Source organism: Sorangium sp. So ce394, assembly GCF_051474665.1.
Taxonomy (GTDB): domain Bacteria; phylum Myxococcota_A; class Polyangia; order Polyangiales; family Polyangiaceae; genus Sorangium; species Sorangium cellulosum_D.
The window spans coordinates 12,972,062-12,988,217 of the sequence record NZ_CP150339.1 but is presented as its reverse complement, the minus strand read 5'-3'; the positions used below and the strand labels follow the sequence as shown (position 1 = coordinate 12,988,217).

General features: G+C 71.8%; 9 protein-coding genes and 1 pseudogene. 6 read left to right on the top strand and 4 right to left on the bottom strand.

Annotated elements, in window-relative coordinates; genetic code table 11:
- Positions 1-173: 173 nt before the first annotated feature.
- From WMF33_RS48010 to WMF33_RS47995, 4 genes are all read left to right on the top strand, one after another.
- Positions 174-1,133 carry an efflux RND transporter periplasmic adaptor subunit gene (locus WMF33_RS48010; protein WP_437334840.1) on the top strand — a complete coding sequence of 320 codons (960 nt, stop codon included), beginning with the start codon at positions 174-176 and terminating at the stop codon, positions 1,131-1,133.
- Positions 1,130-2,074 carry an HlyD family efflux transporter periplasmic adaptor subunit gene (locus tag WMF33_RS48005; protein ID WP_437334839.1) on the top strand — a complete coding sequence of 315 codons (945 nt, stop codon included), beginning with the start codon at positions 1,130-1,132 and terminating at the stop codon, positions 2,072-2,074. Before WMF33_RS48010 ends, WMF33_RS48005 begins: the two co-directional genes overlap by 4 nt.
- Complete coding sequence (locus tag WMF33_RS48000; protein WP_437334838.1) at positions 2,071-4,287, top strand: peptidase domain-containing ABC transporter; 2,217 nt, start codon at positions 2,071-2,073, stop codon at positions 4,285-4,287. Before WMF33_RS48005 ends, WMF33_RS48000 begins: the two co-directional genes overlap by 4 nt.
- A 229-nt stretch (positions 4,288-4,516) precedes the next feature.
- The gene (locus WMF33_RS47995) at positions 4,517-7,294 is read left to right on the top strand and encodes a hypothetical protein (protein WP_437334837.1); all 2,778 of its coding nucleotides are present in this window, start codon (positions 4,517-4,519) and stop codon (positions 7,292-7,294) included.
- Positions 7,295-7,347: 53 nt separating this feature from the next.
- Here WMF33_RS47995 and WMF33_RS47990 read toward each other — a convergent pair whose 3' ends face one another.
- Both WMF33_RS47990 and WMF33_RS47985 read right to left on the bottom strand, forming a co-directional pair.
- Positions 7,348-8,853, bottom strand: a complete 1,506-nt coding sequence (locus WMF33_RS47990) for a PAS domain-containing protein (RefSeq protein ID WP_437334836.1) — start codon at positions 8,851-8,853, stop codon at positions 7,348-7,350.
- 511 nt (positions 8,854-9,364) lie between these two features.
- Positions 9,365-9,946, bottom strand: coding sequence for a peroxiredoxin-like family protein (locus WMF33_RS47985; RefSeq protein WP_437334835.1), 582 nt, complete (start codon positions 9,944-9,946; stop codon positions 9,365-9,367).
- A 104-nt stretch (positions 9,947-10,050) separates the two neighbouring features.
- Between WMF33_RS47985 and WMF33_RS47980 the strand changes: the two genes are divergently transcribed.
- Positions 10,051-10,680: a TetR/AcrR family transcriptional regulator gene (locus tag WMF33_RS47980; RefSeq protein WP_437334834.1), complete on the top strand. Its 630-nt coding sequence runs from the start codon at positions 10,051-10,053 to the stop codon at positions 10,678-10,680.
- 46 nt (positions 10,681-10,726) lie between these two features.
- On the opposite strand, the pseudogene WMF33_RS47975 reads toward WMF33_RS47980, so the two are convergent.
- A pseudogene (locus WMF33_RS47975) lies at positions 10,727-11,335 on the bottom strand (pectate lyase); the annotation flags it as partial.
- A 1,065-nt stretch (positions 11,336-12,400) separates the two neighbouring features.
- Entirely contained in the window at positions 12,401-13,627 is a 1,227-nt protein-coding gene (locus tag WMF33_RS47970) for a serine hydrolase domain-containing protein (protein ID WP_437334833.1), read from the bottom strand.
- A gap of 233 nt (positions 13,628-13,860) precedes the next feature.
- On the opposite strand from WMF33_RS47970, the gene WMF33_RS47965 reads away from it, so the two are divergent.
- Positions 13,861-16,047, top strand: coding sequence for a cytochrome C peroxidase (locus WMF33_RS47965; RefSeq protein WP_437334832.1), 2,187 nt, complete (start codon positions 13,861-13,863; stop codon positions 16,045-16,047).
- The last annotated feature ends 109 nt before the right edge of the window (positions 16,048-16,156 follow it).

Genomic DNA, 16,156 nt, shown 5'->3' with positions numbered 1-16,156 from the left:
AGTGCCCAGTAGGCTGGCTCGCACGCGCGATCGCTTCCGCCGGCCGAGCGCGGCGTACCCCGTGAACGAGAGCAATCCGTTGCGCGATAGAGCAACTCATCAGCTCAGCGCCCTGCGCGAGTGGCGCTCTCCAGCCCACCCACACCGGCACATGCGTTGCAACCCCGGCCGCCATGCTCTGGCCCTTCAGGAATCAGCAGCTCGCCATTACCGGCGCTGCCGTCGCCGTCCCGCTCGCCGGCGCGCTCGCCCTGGCTGGCCTCCGCGCGCCGGACGTCGCGGTCCTCGAGCCGCACCTCGGCGCCTTCCGCGCAGCGGCCCTGCCGGCCGCTCCTACCATCGATGCATCTCCCCCGGACAAGAGCGAACCGCCGCCCGCTCACCGCGGCTTCGTCGGCGTCCTCCTCTCGCATCGATCGGTCGACCTCGCGGCGCGCAACGAGGGGCGCCTCCGCGCCGTTCACGTGCGCCTCGGCGATCGGATCGCTGCCGGCGATCTCCTCGCGACCCTCGATCTCCAGACCCTCCGCTCCGACGCCGCCATCGCCACAGCGGCCCTCCGGGGGGCGGAGGTCGCCTTGAGCCGAGCCAGGGAGGAGCTCGCCGAGGCCGCAGAGCGCCACCGTCGAAAGCAGGCGCTGGCCGTCGAGGGGCTCGCCTCGGGCGAAGACCTGTCGGCCGCGGAGCACCAGACCGCCGTGGCGAGGCTCCAGGTCGACGCCGCCGCCGCAGAGCTCCGCGAGAAGCGCGCGCGCGTCGGCCATCTCCGCAAGGTGGAGGCAGACGCGGAGATCCGCGCCCCCTTCGCCGGCCGGGTCGTGGCCCGCTACGCCGAGCCGGGCGAGAGCGTCGGCACCACGCTGCCCATCCTGCGGCTCATCAGCGACGACGGGCTGCTCGTCCGGTTCGGCGTGCCCGAGGAGCAACGGGGCGAGGTGGACGAGAACGCCAGCGTCCGCGTCCGCGCCGGCGGCGTCGAGCTCCGCGGCACCGTCGAGACCATCGCGCCGGAGATCGACGCCGTGTCCCGCGCCGTCGTGGTCGAGGCGCGCATCGAGCCCGGCGACGCGCCGCGCGAGCTGCTCGTGGCCGGCGCGATGGCGCGCGTCTTTCCGGCAGCGGGCGCGCCGTGAGCCGCGCCGCCAGGATCTTCCGCCCCGAGGCGCTCGAGTTCACCGCCGCCGGCAGGAGCGCCGAGGGCGAGGTGCTCGCCCTCGCCTCCCCCTGGACCGGCTGGGCGTACTGGCTCGTGCTGCTCGCCTTCGCCGCCTCGCTCCTGCTCTGCGCCGTCGCCCAGGTCCACCAGATCGCGAGCGGCCCCGCCGTCGTCCAGATCGCCGGCAGGAGCGACGTGACCGCCGCGGTGCCCGGCTCGGTGAGCGCGATCGAGGTCCGCGCCGGGCAGCGCGTCGAGGCAGGGCAGCCACTCGTCCGCCTCGAGGCCGCGCGCGATTCGGCCGAGCTCGACCGCCTCCAGCGCGAGCTCGACGCCCAGCTCGTCAAGCTGCTCCGCGAGCCGGCCGACCAGGCCGCGCAGCAGGCGCTCGCGTCGCTGCGCGCGGAGCGAGAGCTCGCCGCCGTGAAGCTCGAGGAGAAGACGATCCGCGCGCCGCACGCAGGGCGCGCCGGCGATCTCCGCATCCGCAGCGGGCAGCGCCTCGAGGCGGGGGACGTGGTGCTCACGCTGCTCGGGGACGACGCGCGCGGCTCGGTCGTGGCCATGCTCCCGGGCCAGCACCGCCCGCAGCTCCGCCCGGGGATGCCGCTCCGCTTCGAGGTGACCGGGTACAGCTACGCCTACCTCGATCTCGAGATCGCGTCGGTGGGCACCGAGCTCATCGGCCCGGGCGAGGTGCGCCGGTCGCTGCGTCAGCCCATCGCCGACACGGTGAAGATCGACGGCCCCGTCGTGCTCGTCGAGGCGCGCCTGCCCTCCGGCGGCTTCCGCGTGGACCGGCGGTCGCTCGACTTCTACCCGGGGATGAGCGGCGTCGCCGAGGTGAAGGTGCGCTCCGAGAGCCTGCTCGTCGCGCTGATCCCCGGGCTCCGCCTGCTCGCCGGAGGCGGCCGATGACCGCCCCCGGCGACGCCGGCGGGCTCGTGGCCCGGCTGCCGGCCCTCAAGCGGCTCCGGATGACCGCGCGACCCAGGCGGATCCCGTTCGTGCAGCAGCTGACCGACACCGAGTGCGGCGTGGCCTGCCTCGCGATGGTGCTCGCCTACCTCGGAAAGGGCGTGGGCCGCGACGAGGTGCGCGCGGTCCTCGCGGCCGGGCGCGACGGGACGACCGCGCGGAAGCTGGTCCAGGCCGCTCAGCACTTCGGCCTCCGCGCCCGCGCGGTGAAGCTGAAGCTCGAGGCGCTCGCGCACCTCGCCCCGGGGGCGATCCTGCACTGGGGCTTCAACCACTTCGTCGTGTTCGAGCGGCTCGGCGGGCGCGGCGTGGACATCGTGGATCCCGCGGTGGGCGGCCGCCGGGTGCCGCTCGCGGAGGCGAGCCGGCTCTTCACCGGCGTCGCGCTCGTCTTCGAGCCGTCGGAGCGGTTCGAGCCGGGCGCCGCGGCCAAGGGTCGCCGCCCGGTCCACCAGATGCTCCTCGCCTCCGGCAGCTGGGCGCGCATCTTCACCACCTCCTTTTTCCTCCAGCTGCTCGCGCTCGCCTTTCCCCTGCTCATCGGCGCCGTCGTCGACCGCGTCGTGCCCCGGGCCGATCGCCACCTGCTGCTCGTCGTGTCGGTCGGGCTGGCGTCGATCGTTTGCTTCCATTTCCTCGCGTCGATGGTCCGCTCGCACCTGCTCCTGAAGCTCCGCGCGATCTTCGACGCGAGGATGACCGCGAGCTTCCTCGATCACCTCATCTCGCTCCCCTACGCCTTCTTTCAGCGGAGATCCGCGGGCGATCTCATGATGAGGTTGAACAGCAACACGACCATCCGCGAGATCCTCACCGCCAGCGTCTTCTCGGCGCTGCTCGACGGAGCGATGGTCCTCCTCTACCTCTTCCTCCTGCTCCTGGTGAGCGCCACGCTGGGCGCCGTCGTGATCGCGCTCGGCGCGCTCCAGATCGCGGCCGTGCTGCTGGTGCGCCCGAAGCAGAAGGAGATCAACGCCACCTTGCTCACGAAGCAGGCGCGCCTCCAGGGCTATCAGATCGAGATGCTCGCAGGGATGGAGACGCTCAAGGGCATGGGATGCGAGCAGCGGGCCGAGGTCCACTGGTCGGACCTCTTCGTCGAGGTCCTCAACACCTCGCTGCGGGGCGGCCGGCTCAGCGCGCTCTCCGAGTCGGTGAACGCCACGGTGACCATGGGCGCGCCGCTCGTCGTGCTCTTGATCGGCGCCGGCCAGGTCCTGACCGGCGAGCTCTCGCTCGGATCGATGCTGGCCCTCAACACCTTCGCCGTCGGCCTGCTCGGCCCGCTGTCGAGCCTCGCCGCCACCGCCGCGCAGCTCCAGCTCCTCGACGGCTATGCGGAGCGCATCGACGAGGTGCTCCGGGCGCCGCTCGAGCAGGAGCCGTCCGCCGCGCGCGCGTCGCAGAGGCTCCGCGGCGCCATCGAGCTCGACGGGGTGTCGTTCCGCTACGGGCCGCTCGATCCGCTCGTCGTGGACGACGTCTCGGTGCGCGTGGCCCCCGGCCAGCTCGTCGCCGTCGTGGGGCGCTCCGGGTCGGGCAAATCGACGCTAGCAAGCCTCCTCCTGGGCCTCTACGCGCCCTCGTCGGGCCGCGTCCTCTACGACGGCGCGAACCTGCGCGAGCTCGAGCTGCGCTCGGTCCGGCGCCAGCTCGGCATCGTCGCCCAGCGCCCTTATCTCTTCGGCACCTCGATCCGGGACAACATCGCCTTCTCCGATCCGGATCTGACCTTCGAGGCGGTCCAGCGCGCGGCGGAGCGGGCGCAGATCCACGACGAGATCGTGAAGATGCCGATGGGCTACGAGACGCTCCTGCTCGACGGGGGCGGCTCGCTCTCCGGCGGCCAGCGGCAGCGCGTCGCGCTCGCCCGCGCGCTCGTCCGCGAGCCGGCCATCCTGCTGCTCGACGAGGCCACGAGCGCGCTCGACGCGATCACCGAGCGCAAGGTGCAAGAGCAGCTCGCGGGCCTCCGTTGCACGCGCATCGTCATCGCCCATCGGCTGAGCACCATCCGGGACGCGGACGTCATCCTGGTCATGGACCAGGGCAGGCTCGTAGAGCGGGGGACGCACGCCGAGCTGGTCGCGCAGCAGGGCGTGTATGCGGAGCTCATCGCGGGGCAGCTCGCCGCGCGCGAAGTTGTAACCTGAGCCACCCGTCCTGCCCGGGGTGAGCACGATAAGCGGGCGACTCTGCGGCGCAATCGGCGCCCGCGCTCATTCCGCCAATGCATGCGTCGATCCAGGAGCGCCGCTCCCGCGGGGGACGAATGCGGGCTCGCGCGCATCGACGAATGCACGAAACACTTGATTCCGGAACGCAGCCGTGCGGTTCTATCCTGAGGGGATATCCCGTTCTTAACCCCGCAAGGAGGTCAGGATGCTCCTACATCGTCATGCACGCTCTCCCAGTTCCCTGCTGGTCACCGCCGCCGCTTTCGCGGGCCTCCTGGCCGGGCGCCAGGCGGAGGCCGCTCCGTCGTATACGCTCTTCGAGAGCGGCCAGGTCAGGCCGCTCGCGCTCTCGCCCGACCGCACCCTGCTCCTCGCGGCCAATACGCCCGACAATCGCCTGGAGATCTTTCGCGTCACCTCGGGCGGCCTCTCCCACCTCTCCTCCGTCAGCGTGGGCCTCGAGCCCGTCGCCGTCGCCGCGCGCAGCAACCACGAGGTGTGGGTCGTCAATCACCTCTCGGACAGCGTCAGCGTCGTCGACGTGTCGTTCCCGCGGTATCCGCGCGTCGTGCGCACGCTCCTCGTCGGGGACGAGCCGCGCGACATCGTCTTCGCGGGCCCCGGGCGCTCGCGCGCCTTCATCACCACGGCCCACCGCGGCCAGAACGCGCCGTTCGATCCGCAGCTGACGACGCCCGGGGTCGGCCGCGCGGACGTCTGGGTGTTCAACGCCGGCACGGTCGTGAACGACGCCTCGCTCGGCGGCTCGCCCCTCTCGATCCTCACCTTCTTCACCGACACCCCGAGGGCGCTCGCCGTCAGCCCGGACGGGGCCTCGGTGTACGCCGCGGGCTTCCACACCGGCAACCGCACCACCGCCGTGCACCGCGTGCTCGTGGAGGAGGGCGGCGGGCTGCCGCCGCCGCTCACCAACTTCCTCGGCGAGCCGCAGCCGTCGACGTCGCTCATCGTCCGCCACGACGGCGACCACTGGGTCGATATCGCGGGCCGCGCCTGGGACGACGAGGTCATGTTCTCGCTGCCGGACAAGGACGTCTTCGTCATCGACGCCATGGCGACGCCCCCGCAGCAGCGCCCCGGCAGCGCCGGCTACTTCACCGGCGTGGGCACCATCCTCTACAACATGGTCGTCAACCCGGCGAACGGAAAGGTCTATGTCTCCAACACCGAGGCGTTCAACCTCGAGCGCTTCGAGGGCCCGGGCATCTTCGCCGGCTCGAGCGTCCGGGGGCACCTGCACGAGAGCCGGATCACCGTGCTCGGCGGCGGCTCCGCCCTGCCGCGCCACCTGAACAAGCACATCGATTACTCGACGTGCTGCGCCCCCGTGCCCAACGCGGAGAGCGAGAAGAGCCTGGCCACGCCGGTCGACATGGCGGTGACCAGCGACGGCTCGAAGCTCTACGTGGCCGCGTTCGGGTCGAGCAAGATCGGCGTGTTCGACACGGCCCAGCTGGAGAGCGACACCTTCACGCCGAGCCTCGCGAGCCAGATCCAGGTCACCGGCGGCGGGCCGAGCGGGCTCGCGCTCGATCAGCCGCGCGGCCGGCTGTACGTGCTCACGCGCTTCGACAACTCCATCTCGATCGTCGATACGGCCACGCGCGCCGAGCTCGCGCACCTCCCCCTCCACAACCCCGAGCCGGAGAGCGTGGTCCGCGGGCGGGTGTTCCTCCACGACGCGCGCCTCTCGTCGAGCCACGGCGACTCGTCGTGCGCGAGCTGCCACGTGTTCGGCGATCTCGACAGCATCGCCTGGGACCTCGGCAACCCGGACGGGACCACGCAGGTAAACCCCGGGCCGTTCACGAGCATCAACCCGCCGTTCCCCGCCGACACCTCGCTGAAGCCCATGAAGGGGCCGATGACGACCCAGAGCCTGCGCGGCATGGCCAACCACGGGCCGATGCACTGGCGCGGCGACCGCACGGGCGGCAACGACGAGCCCACGGCGCAGCCGGACAGCGGGGCGTTCGACGAGCGCGCGGCGTTCAAGAAGTTCCAGACCGGCTTCACGAACCTGCTCGGCCGGCACGCGCCCATCCCGGACGAGGACATGGAGGCGTTCACCGACTTCATCCTCCAGCTGACGTATCCGCCGAACCCGATCCGGAACCTCGACAACTCCCTCACCCCCGATCAGCAGGCCGGGCGCGATCACTTCGTCCGCGAGGGCGGCGACGGCACGTTCTCGTGCGCGACCTGCCACACGCTGGACCCCGACGGGAACGCCGCCGCCGGCGAGCCGTTCCCCGGCTTCTTCGGGTCCGACGGCTCGAGCATCGGACAGGAGAACGGCCAGAGCTTCAAGAACCCCCACCTGCGCAACCTGTACCAGAAGGTCGGTATGTTCGGCATGGCCGCGGTCCCGAGCCTCTTCCACCCCGGGGACAACGGCTTCATGGGCGACCAGATCCGCGGCTTCGGGTTCATGCACGATGGCGTCATGGACACGCTCTTCCGGTTCCACCAGGCGATCGGGTTCGAGGAGAGCGTGTTCTCGCCGAACGGCTTCCCGCTCGGCCCCTCCGGGGAGGTCCTGCGCCGGCAAGCGGTGGAGTTCATGCTCGCGTTCGACACGAACCTCGCGCCGATCGTCGGCCAGCAGGTCACGCTCGGCGCGCACAACGCGGCGGCGGCCTGGCCGCGCGTCGACCTGCTCGTCGACCGCGCCGAGGCCGGGGAGTGCGACCTCGTGGCGAAGGTCCCCTTCCTCCTGGAGGAGGTCGGCCTGCTCTACGTCGGAGGTGGCCAGTTCATCACGGATCGGAGCGCGGCCCCGCCGGTCGGCGACGTCGGCCTGCGCTGGTTCTCGGTGCTCACCGGCCACCGCGTGACGTACACGTGCATGCCGCCCGGCGCGGGCCCGCGGTGCGGCGTCGACCGCGACGGCGACGGCATCCGCGACGGCGACGAGCGCGACGCCGGCACGGACCCGGCGGATCCGTCGAGCCCCGGGTGAGCGGGCGGCGCGCGCCTCGCCGCGCGCGCGACCCGGCCGGCGCGGCGCGGGCCTCAGCCGCGCCGCGCCGCGCCCGACCCGAGGCGCGGCGCGCCCGACCCGAGGCGCGCGTCGCTCGACCCGCGGCGCGCCTCGCTCATGCACCAGCGGAGCGCCTCCTTCAGGCTGCGGAGCGTGCATACCTGCGAGAGATCGAAGCCCAGCCCGACCATCGTCTGCGCGACCGGCGGCCGGATCCCGGTGACCACGGCCCGGCAGCCGAGCAGCGTGAGCCCGTTCGTGATCTTGATGAGGTGCTGCGCCGTCGTCGTGTCGACCGAATCGAGGCCGGTGAGGTCGAGGACGGCGAAGGCCGCCTGCCGCTCCACGACGGCCGCGAGCAGCGACTCCATCACCATCGCCGCGCGATCGGCGTCGACCGAGCCGATCAAGGGGACGATGAGCACGTCCTGCCAGACCTCGATGATCGGGCTCGACAGCCGCGCGATCGACTCCTGCTGTTGCTGGGTGAGCCGCAGCTGCTCGCGCAGCTGCTGGTCGACGCGGCGCTGCTGCGTGACATCCTCGCTGATGGCGCCGACGCCGATGATCTCGCCGAGGACGTCCTTTTGCGGGACGAACCTGGTCCGCCAGATCCTGTCCTGCCGGATCTGCTCGGTGTGCGCGATCTCCCCGGCGAGGGCGCGCTGGAACGCCTCGCGCACGTCGGGCGAGCTGCCGCAGAGCTCGAGCATGTGCTTGCCGACGCCGTTTCGCTCCACGGCGTCGACCTGCGCGAGCGCCCCGCCCTGCGCCACCATGCAGATGCCGTCCTTGTCGAACGCCCAGATGATGATCGGCATGCTGTCGATGCACGTGCGGAGCAGCTCCGCCTGCGCGGCGAGGGTCACGTGGTCGGCCAGGTTGATACCGAACGTCTGGACGCCGTCGACCTCGCCGTCGTCGCCGCGGTGGGGCGCGTAGTGCACGATCCAGTGCACGCCGTCGGCCACGGTGTCCGTGCGGATCGTCTCGCCGGCGAGCACGCGCCTGCACAGCTCGAGGACCTGCGAGCCCTCGCCGTAGAGATCGCGCATGGTCATTCCGACGATCTGACCTGGCTTGATCCCGAAGTGCGCGAGCCCGTTGCCGTCGGAGACCCGGAGGACGCCCTCCTTGTCGGTGGCCCAGATCACCGCATCCATGGTCTGGAACACGTCGACGAGGATGCGCGCCTGCGTCTCCCACGCCTCGCGATCGGGCTTCACGGCGGCCCAGAGCGCCGTGTCGTCGGCGCGCCACAGGGTCCATTGCATCGAGGTGACCTTGCCGCGGGCGTCCACGAGGCGCGCCGTCGCGGAGGTGCTGCCCGCCGCGTCGCGCGCGGCCGCCATCCGCGCCGACAGCTCGCCGCGATCGCCCTCATGGACGCGCTCGAGGAGCAGCCCGGGAGGGCCGACGCGCTGCTCCCAGGCGGGGCTGCAGGCGATCACCTGCCCCGTGCCGGAGAGCAGGGCCATCGGCGTGGGCGTGCCGTTCAGCAGCGTCGTCGACGAGAGCGAGCCGAGCCTGTTGTCCATCGGTTCCTTGCAAGGCGGCCAGAAGTGGCGATTCCCGGCGCGCCTCCGCAGGCCCCTCGCGATGGGGGGACAACCGAGCGCCGATCGAAACGAGCGCCGATCGCCGTCGAGACACCAGGTGCGAACAGGTAGGAGAAACCCGTGAATACCTTGATGCTGGAACGGTCGAGCCTAGCAGCAAGCGAGCCGTGACACGGTGATACCATTTGACAGCGCGCGGGCGCTAGATCCATTGCCATGAAGCGCGGTCGACCCGGGTGGTGCCCGCCCCGCTCCGGGAGCGCGGCGGAAGGTGGGAGATCGATGAGAGGTTCTCCTCGCGCTCATGTCGATTCGGATGTGGGTATCGGGGGTCGGCTCGGCGGTCGCGCCCACGGTCTCCTGCTTTCGCAGGAGCCCACACGCTGGTCCCTGGCGTCACACGTCGCATGGGTGCAGGGCTCGGCGAGCCCGCCCTGACGCGCAATTTTTTCGTGACCTCGTGACCTGCAGAGTCGCACGGCGCGCGAGGTCACATCGAGTTCCCGCGGCTCCGCGCCGCGCGCGCCAGGGCCACGAGCACGTCGACCGACCACTGATCGTCGACGTGCTCGCCGTACTTCGCGGCAAGCACCCGCCCGTCGCCCGCGATCAGCAGATCGGCCGGCAGGCCGAGCCGGCCGCCGTGCGGATTGCGCGAGGGGGCCGGCTGCCGCCGCGCCAGGACCGCGGGCAGGCTCGCCGCGATCGCCCTGAGGATCGGCCAGTAGGCGCGCGGATCCAGGAGCGCGCGGGGCGCGGACTCGACGCCGAACTCGCCGTACAGCGCCTTGTCCGGGTCGGCGACGACCGCGAACGGCAGGTCGGCCACGTGCGCGCGCAGCTCGTCGGCGGGCGAATGGAACAGCACCACCTCGACGACGCCCGCGTCGGTGACCTCGCCGTGGCGGCGCGCGAAGGAGCGCAGGTGCAGGTTGCAGACAGGGCAGCCGGCGAAGCGCCGGAACTGCAGGTGCGTCAGCCGCGCCGGATCCGGGACGCGGACGGGCGCGCCGGTGACGCTCACGAGATCCCGACCGGCGACGACGGCGCCGGGCTTCAACCGCTCGGACATCGAGCTTTCCTCCTCCCGCACGCGCCTCTTCATCTCGTCGGCGGTCCGTAGGCGTACGGTGTATACTTACCCAACATACGCGTACGCGGTACGCTGTCAAGGCCATGCCCCGACCGCGCTCGCTCACTCAGCCAGGCATCGCCGCCGCCGCGCTCGCGGTCATCGACCGAGAGGGGCTCGCGGCGCTCTCGATGCGCGCGGTCGCCGGGGAGCTGGGGATGAGCACGATGGCGCTCTACCGGTACGTGAGCGATCGCGAGCAGCTGGAGCGGCTGGTGCTCGACCTGGTGCTCGGCGCCGTCGACGTCGAGGTGCCGGCGCGCGCCGCGTGGACGCAGCGGGTGACGCTCCTCGTCGCGCGCGTGCGCGACGCCGTGCGCGCGCACCCGTCGGTGGTCCCGTTGACGCTGACGCATCGGCACAGCTCCGAGGGGGTGCGCCGGTTCGGCGAGGCGTTGCTCGGGGTGCTGACCGAGGCGGGCTTCGCCGGGGCGCAGCGGGTCATCGCCTTTCGCAGCCTGATCAGCTACGTCATCGGCGCGCTCCAGGCCGAGCACCTCGGGCCGCTCGCCGGCGAGGGCACGACGCAGCTGGCGGCGCTCTCCGAGGAGGACTACCCGTTCCTCTCGGCGACGGCCCGCGACGCGCGGCGCGTGCCGCCGGAGCAGGAGTTCTTCGGTGGGCTCTCGATCGTGCTGCGCGGCCTCCACGCAGGCGAGCAGCGCTCGCGGTAGCGCCGCGCGCTTGCGGGGGCGCGTCGAGCACGCCGGGGGGGGAGCGTCAGTACTCGGTGTTGTTGGACGTCGTGATCCGCGACGAGGACAGGCCGATGAACAGCGAGTCGCCGATGTCGCTGTACCGCGTGTTCCTCATGGTGACGGTGCTGGTGCTGCTGTCCGTCCTGAAGATGGCCTCATCCATGTGGGAGATGTCGCAACCGTCGATGACGACGTCGACCTTGAACGTGGTGCCGCCGTTCTGCCGGATGAACTTGCCCGCGTTGGACGCCCGGAAGTTCGAGACCCGGAAGGTGCTGGCCGCGTTGATCTGGAACACCTTGTCCTCGCCGTTCACGGCCGAGCCGCCGTTGAGCACGACGGTGCCGGAGGCCTTGACGGTGAGGGCGTCCTCGCCGATGTCCTCCCAGACGATGTTCTCCAGCGTGACGTTCCCATAGGTGTGGATGCCGTCGGCCGCCGGCGCGCCGAGGACCACGTTCCTCAGCACCGCGCCGTCCTCCAGCTTGAACACCGGCTTCTGACTCTCGGACTGGCTGCCGTCGCCGAGCGCGCTGCCGGCGATGAACCGTCTGCCGCCGCCGTCGTAGACCTGGCCGGATCGCACGACGATCGTCGAGTCCACGACCCCGCCGCTCCCGGTCGTGGTGCTGCCGCCGCTCCCGCCCGCGCCGCTCGACGAGGAGCTCGACGCCGAGCTGCTGCTGCTGCTCGAACCGCTGCCGCCGCTTCCGCCGGTGCCGCTGCTGCCCGTCGGCACGAGCTCGATGTAATCGATCTTGATATCGTAGTCCGTCGCGCTGGAGCTCTTGCCGGCGGAGACCAGCTTGAACGCGACGTTGCCCGAGAGGCTCCTCGTGCCGAGCGTCACCGTCTTCCAGCTGTCGCTCGACGAGGAGGAGTAGCCGTCGAGGTTCCCCGCGGAGGAGCCGTTCAGATCGAGCCGGTAATTGCCGTAGATGTTCCGCTGGGCATACCGCACCACGACCCTGTACTCACCCGCGGCCACCGATTTCGAAAACTGGAAGTAGTCGCCGCTGGCGTTCGCCTTGAGCCGCACGGAGCTCGAGCTCGCGTCGATCCCGTCCCCCGACGAGGTGGACCACGACTGCGACTCGCCCTCGAGCCGCGCGGTGCTCGCCGCGCCCTCCACGGTGCCCATCTCGAGCAGGGCTTCCTCTTCCGAGAGGCAGCCGGTCGCGACGATCCCGGCGGCGCCGAGGGCAAGCAGCAGGTGACGAGCGAACGTCGATCGAAGGTTCATCGTTTCAATCCTTTGTCCAAGTAAGTTGAGGATCTGACGGCGCCGCGCGAGCGCCCCCGGTCCGGAGGCGCTCTGCGCTTCGCTCGTCACAGCAGGCTTCTAGCAACGCGCGATCCACACGCTAGCTCGCCCACGATCGCGGCCGATATCTGATATCGTTGGATGATTTCGCCGGGAATGCGCAGTCACGCTCCCTGAAACCAGCGGCGCGACCGGCGCCGTCACGCGCGGCAGTACACAGTGTCAACCCGGAGTTGACGCGGCGAGCGCTCGACCGCGTAGGAGGAGATGGGTCGCTCGACGGCATAGGAGCACATGCGGGCACATGAGACGCTCGTGTGTGGGCCTGCTCGAGGCCTAACGTCTGGCCGTCCAGCTGCGGGGGCACGTGCGTCAGCGCGCGTCCCCGTCAGCCGCAACGGCTTGTTAGGCGGCTGCTGAGTGATGAGGTCGTCAGCGGTCCTCGGCCGACGCCAAGGCTTGGAACTGGGTGATGGCTTCGTAGACTCCCAAGCCGATGCCTCTGCTGAGCTGATCCCGCTCGACCATGTTATGTGCCAGAAAAATTAGCACCGAGTTGTCGTTGGCGTCCGCGCGCCACCAGCCTCCGAACCCGCCTGGCCAACCGACTGCACCCTTGCGGCCCCCACACACCGTGGGCTCGACCTTCTTCGGATCGAGCACCACGGCGACGCCCATCCCGAACCCGTGACCGCCCCGGAAGAGCGGCATGCCGCCCACTTCAGCCGTAGCGCGCTGCTGCTCCGTGAGACGGTTGGACGTCATCAAGGCGAGAGTTTCGGGCTGCAATATACGCACGCCGTCCACGGCGCCTGCTCCCAGGAAGATGCGGGTGAATGCGAGATAGTCGTCCAACGTCGACCACAGCCCCTGGCCGCCGGAGACATATTCCATGTCATCAGGCCGTTCAGGAACCGTCGAGTCGCCTGGACAGGTGAGGCGCGCGGAGAGGCGGCCCGAACCATCGAACCCGTAGTTCTTGACTCGCCGGTCCCGCTTCTCACGTGGCACGATGAAGCCGGTGTCGGCCATGCCAAGCGGATCGAAGATTCGGCGCTTGAGCACGTCGCCGAGCGGCGCGTCCTCGATGCGCGCGATGAGCAACCCAAGGAGATCGGTCGAGTGACCATAGTGAAGGGTGGCCCCCGGCTGGTCGAGCAACGGCAAAGCAGCCAGCCGCGAGATCCAATCATCGGGCGCTACGTGGCTGTCGATATCGCCTCCCAGCGCCTCCCCATAGGCCTTCGCGATGGGTCCACGATGTAAAGCCCCGTAGGTAAGTCCCGAGCGGTGCGTCAGCAGATCCTCGAAAGTGATCGGTCGTTCTGCCGGGTCGGTCTCGTCGAGCGGGCCCGTGGGAGAACGCAGGACGCGCATGTCTCTGAACTCCGGTGCCCAGCGAGTGATCGGATCGGTCAGCGCGAAGCGCCCCTCCTCGAATAGCATGAGCGCCGCCGTCGACGTAATCGGCTTCGTCATCGACGCGATGCGGAACAGACTGTCATGCTCAAGGGGCAGCTTGGCCTCCAGGTCTCGCCACCCGAGAGACGCGCGCTGAATCACCTTACCGTCACGCCAAACCATCGTTGCTGCGTTGGCGAGCGCGCCAGAGTCCACGATCGCTCCGACGGCCCTCGCGATCTGGTCTCCTCCGTTCATTCGTTCCCCCGATGCCTTCCATGTCCGGCCAACGTCGCAATCAGTTGCGTCGCAGGGCCTAGCGGCGGGCTATAGCATGTAGACGGCGAGGCACCGCGGCCAATCTCCGTATTCGCGCGAATAGGTCGCGCCGCCCAGCAAGGAAATGGGCCGGCGGACGTTCGGCTCGCGGGTCACTCCAAATACGTCAGAGCGCCCGTCACACTCTCGCCCGCCGCCCCGATGGTCCGGGCATGAGAGCCGCCGCCCCGACCGCCCTCGCCCTCGTCCTCTCCGCCTGCACCCCCGCCCCGCGCGACGTGACCCCGCCGCCGCCTTCGCCGATCGCCCCCGCCGCCGTCTCGACCCCACCGAGCCCCCCCGCCGCCGCATCGACGCCTCCGGCCTCCCCTCCCCCCTCCTGCGCCCGGCGCGCCCCTGCCCCCGCGCCCGCGCCGCTCGATCCGACCCATACCGGCTCCGGCGTCGCCCTCGCCGAGCTCGACGGCCGCACCCTCGCCTTCGTCGCCGACGAGGACGATCGCGCCCTCCACACGGTCGACCTCGACGCCCGCGCCGCCCTCGCGCGCACCCCGCTCGCGGGCCGGCCCGCCCAGGTGATCGTGCTGGGCGACGGCAGCGTCGTGGCCTCGCTGCGCGATCGCGGCCTGCTCGAGGTGCTCGAGCCGACCGGCGCCGCCGCCCCGCTCGCGCGCCGCTGCCTCGTGCCCGTGGCGCGCGAGCCGGTGGGCCTCGCGATGACCCCGGACCGCGCGACGCTGCTCGTCGCGAGCCGGTGGGAGCCCGCGCTCACCAGCTTCGCGACCGCCGATCTCCGGCGCCTCGGCGAGCTCCCGCTCGCGCGAGATCCCGCCGCGGTCGTCGCGTCGGCCGACGGCCGGCGCGCGCTCGTCGCTCACGCGGTGGGCGGACGCATCAGCGCCGTGGCGCTCGGCGACGGCGGCGCCCCGACCGCGGCGCGGGAGCTCTCGACCGACGGCGTGGAGTGGCGCCGTCGGACCGTCGTCGGGAAGAAGCCAACGGCTCCGCGTCTCATGCCGAGCGTGGCGGCTCGGAGCGCGCCCCGCGGGCTGGAGGGCCTCCTGCCGTCCGACGCGCCCGCGCGGGTGCGCGTCGAGCGACGCGGCTCGCAGGGCTTCGCGCTGGCGCGCGCGGCGAGCGGCGCGGTGTTCGCGCCCATCGCGCTCGTGGACCCGGGGCGCGAGGCGAACAGCGGCGGCTACGGGGCCGCGCTCGCCCAGACCGTGATCCATCAGATCGCGGTCGTCGACGCGGCGGGCGAGCGCGCGGACGTCCCGCCGGTGTCGACCCACCTCGGCACCCACGGCTGCCATCTCCCGCGCGCGGCCGCGATCGCGCCCGCCGAGGAGGTCTTGCTCGTCACCTGCCTCGGCCGCGACGAGGTGATCGCCTACGACGCCCGCGCCGCGATCCCCGGCCAGCCGGGCGCGGCCGGGTCGGCGCGGGATCGCGAGCTCTACCGCGCCCGCGTGGGCTTCGGGCCCACCGCCATCGCCGTCGACGGCGCGCGCGGGCGCGCCGTGGTCTTCACCCGGTTCGACGGCGAGCTGACGATCCTGCCCGCCGTCCGCGCCCCGGCGTCCGCCGTGATCAGCGCCCCCAGCAAGGAGCTCTCGGGCGAGTTGCCGGTCGTGGTCCTGCCCCGCGCGTCGCGCCTCGACGAGCAGCGCGCGGAGGGCCAGCGGCTCTTTCACGCGGCCGGCGGGCGGCGCATCGCGTTCGACGGCCGAGCGTGCGCGAGCTGCCACCCCGACGGCCGCGACGACGCGCTCACGTGGTCGACGCCTGAGGGCCCGCGCCAGACGCCGATGCTGATGGGGCGGCTCTCCGGCACCGCGCCGTACGGGTGGTTGGGGGACAAGAAGGACCTGGAGGGCCACTTCGCCCGGACCCTGTCGCGGCTCGGAGGCGCCGGGCTGACCGCGGGCGACCGCGACGCGATCTTCGCCTACCTCCGCGCCATGGAGCCGCCCGGCGGCGCGGAGGACCTCACGGCCGAGGAGCGCGCCGCGCTCGTGGCGCCATCGCCGGCCGGCGCAGAGGGGGCAGGCGGCGCACACGCAGGCGCCATGGCAGCCAGCGCGCGCGCCGCCCTCGCCGCGCGCGGCGAGGCGCTGTTCCATGCCCGCGAGGCGGGCTGCTCGAGCTGCCACCTGGGCGACGAGCTGACCACCGACGGCGCGCGCCACGACGTGCGGAGCGCGACCCGCTTCGAGGCCGTGCGCGCCTTCGATACCCCCTCGCTGCGCTTCGTCGGCAGGTCCGCGCCGTACTACCACGACGGCCGCTACCCGACGCTGCTCGCGCTGCTCCAGGGGGTGGACGGCTCCATGGGACACACCGCCCACCTGTCGGCCGAGGATCGGCGCGCCCTCGTCGCCTATCTCGAGTCCCTGTGACGGCGTCGCGACGCGCGCGCTCCCGCTTGCCGCCCCAACGCGCGCGCTCCCGCGCGCCGCCCCAACGCGCGCGCTCCCGGCGGCCACGAGTTGCCGCCAGCGCACCGGA

Excerpts from the sequence above, each read along its gene's own strand:
- WMF33_RS47980 (WP_437334834.1), top strand. The coding sequence starts at position 10,051 with ATGCCCCGACCGCGCTCGCTCACTCAGCCAGGCATCGCCGCCGCCGCG.
- WMF33_RS48010 (WP_437334840.1), top strand. The coding sequence starts at position 174 with ATGCTCTGGCCCTTCAGGAATCAGCAGCTCGCCATTACCGGCGCTGCC.
- WMF33_RS48000 (WP_437334838.1), top strand. The coding sequence starts at position 2,071 with ATGACCGCCCCCGGCGACGCCGGCGGGCTCGTGGCCCGGCTGCCGGCC.
- WMF33_RS47970 (WP_437334833.1), bottom strand. The coding sequence starts at position 13,627 with ATGAACGGAGGAGACCAGATCGCGAGGGCCGTCGGAGCGATCGTGGAC.
- WMF33_RS47995 (WP_437334837.1), top strand. The coding sequence starts at position 4,517 with ATGCTCCTACATCGTCATGCACGCTCTCCCAGTTCCCTGCTGGTCACC.
- WMF33_RS47985 (WP_437334835.1), bottom strand. The coding sequence starts at position 9,946 with ATGTCCGAGCGGTTGAAGCCCGGCGCCGTCGTCGCCGGTCGGGATCTC.
- WMF33_RS47965 (WP_437334832.1), top strand. The coding sequence starts at position 13,861 with ATGAGAGCCGCCGCCCCGACCGCCCTCGCCCTCGTCCTCTCCGCCTGC.
- WMF33_RS47990 (WP_437334836.1), bottom strand. The coding sequence starts at position 8,853 with ATGGACAACAGGCTCGGCTCGCTCTCGTCGACGACGCTGCTGAACGGC.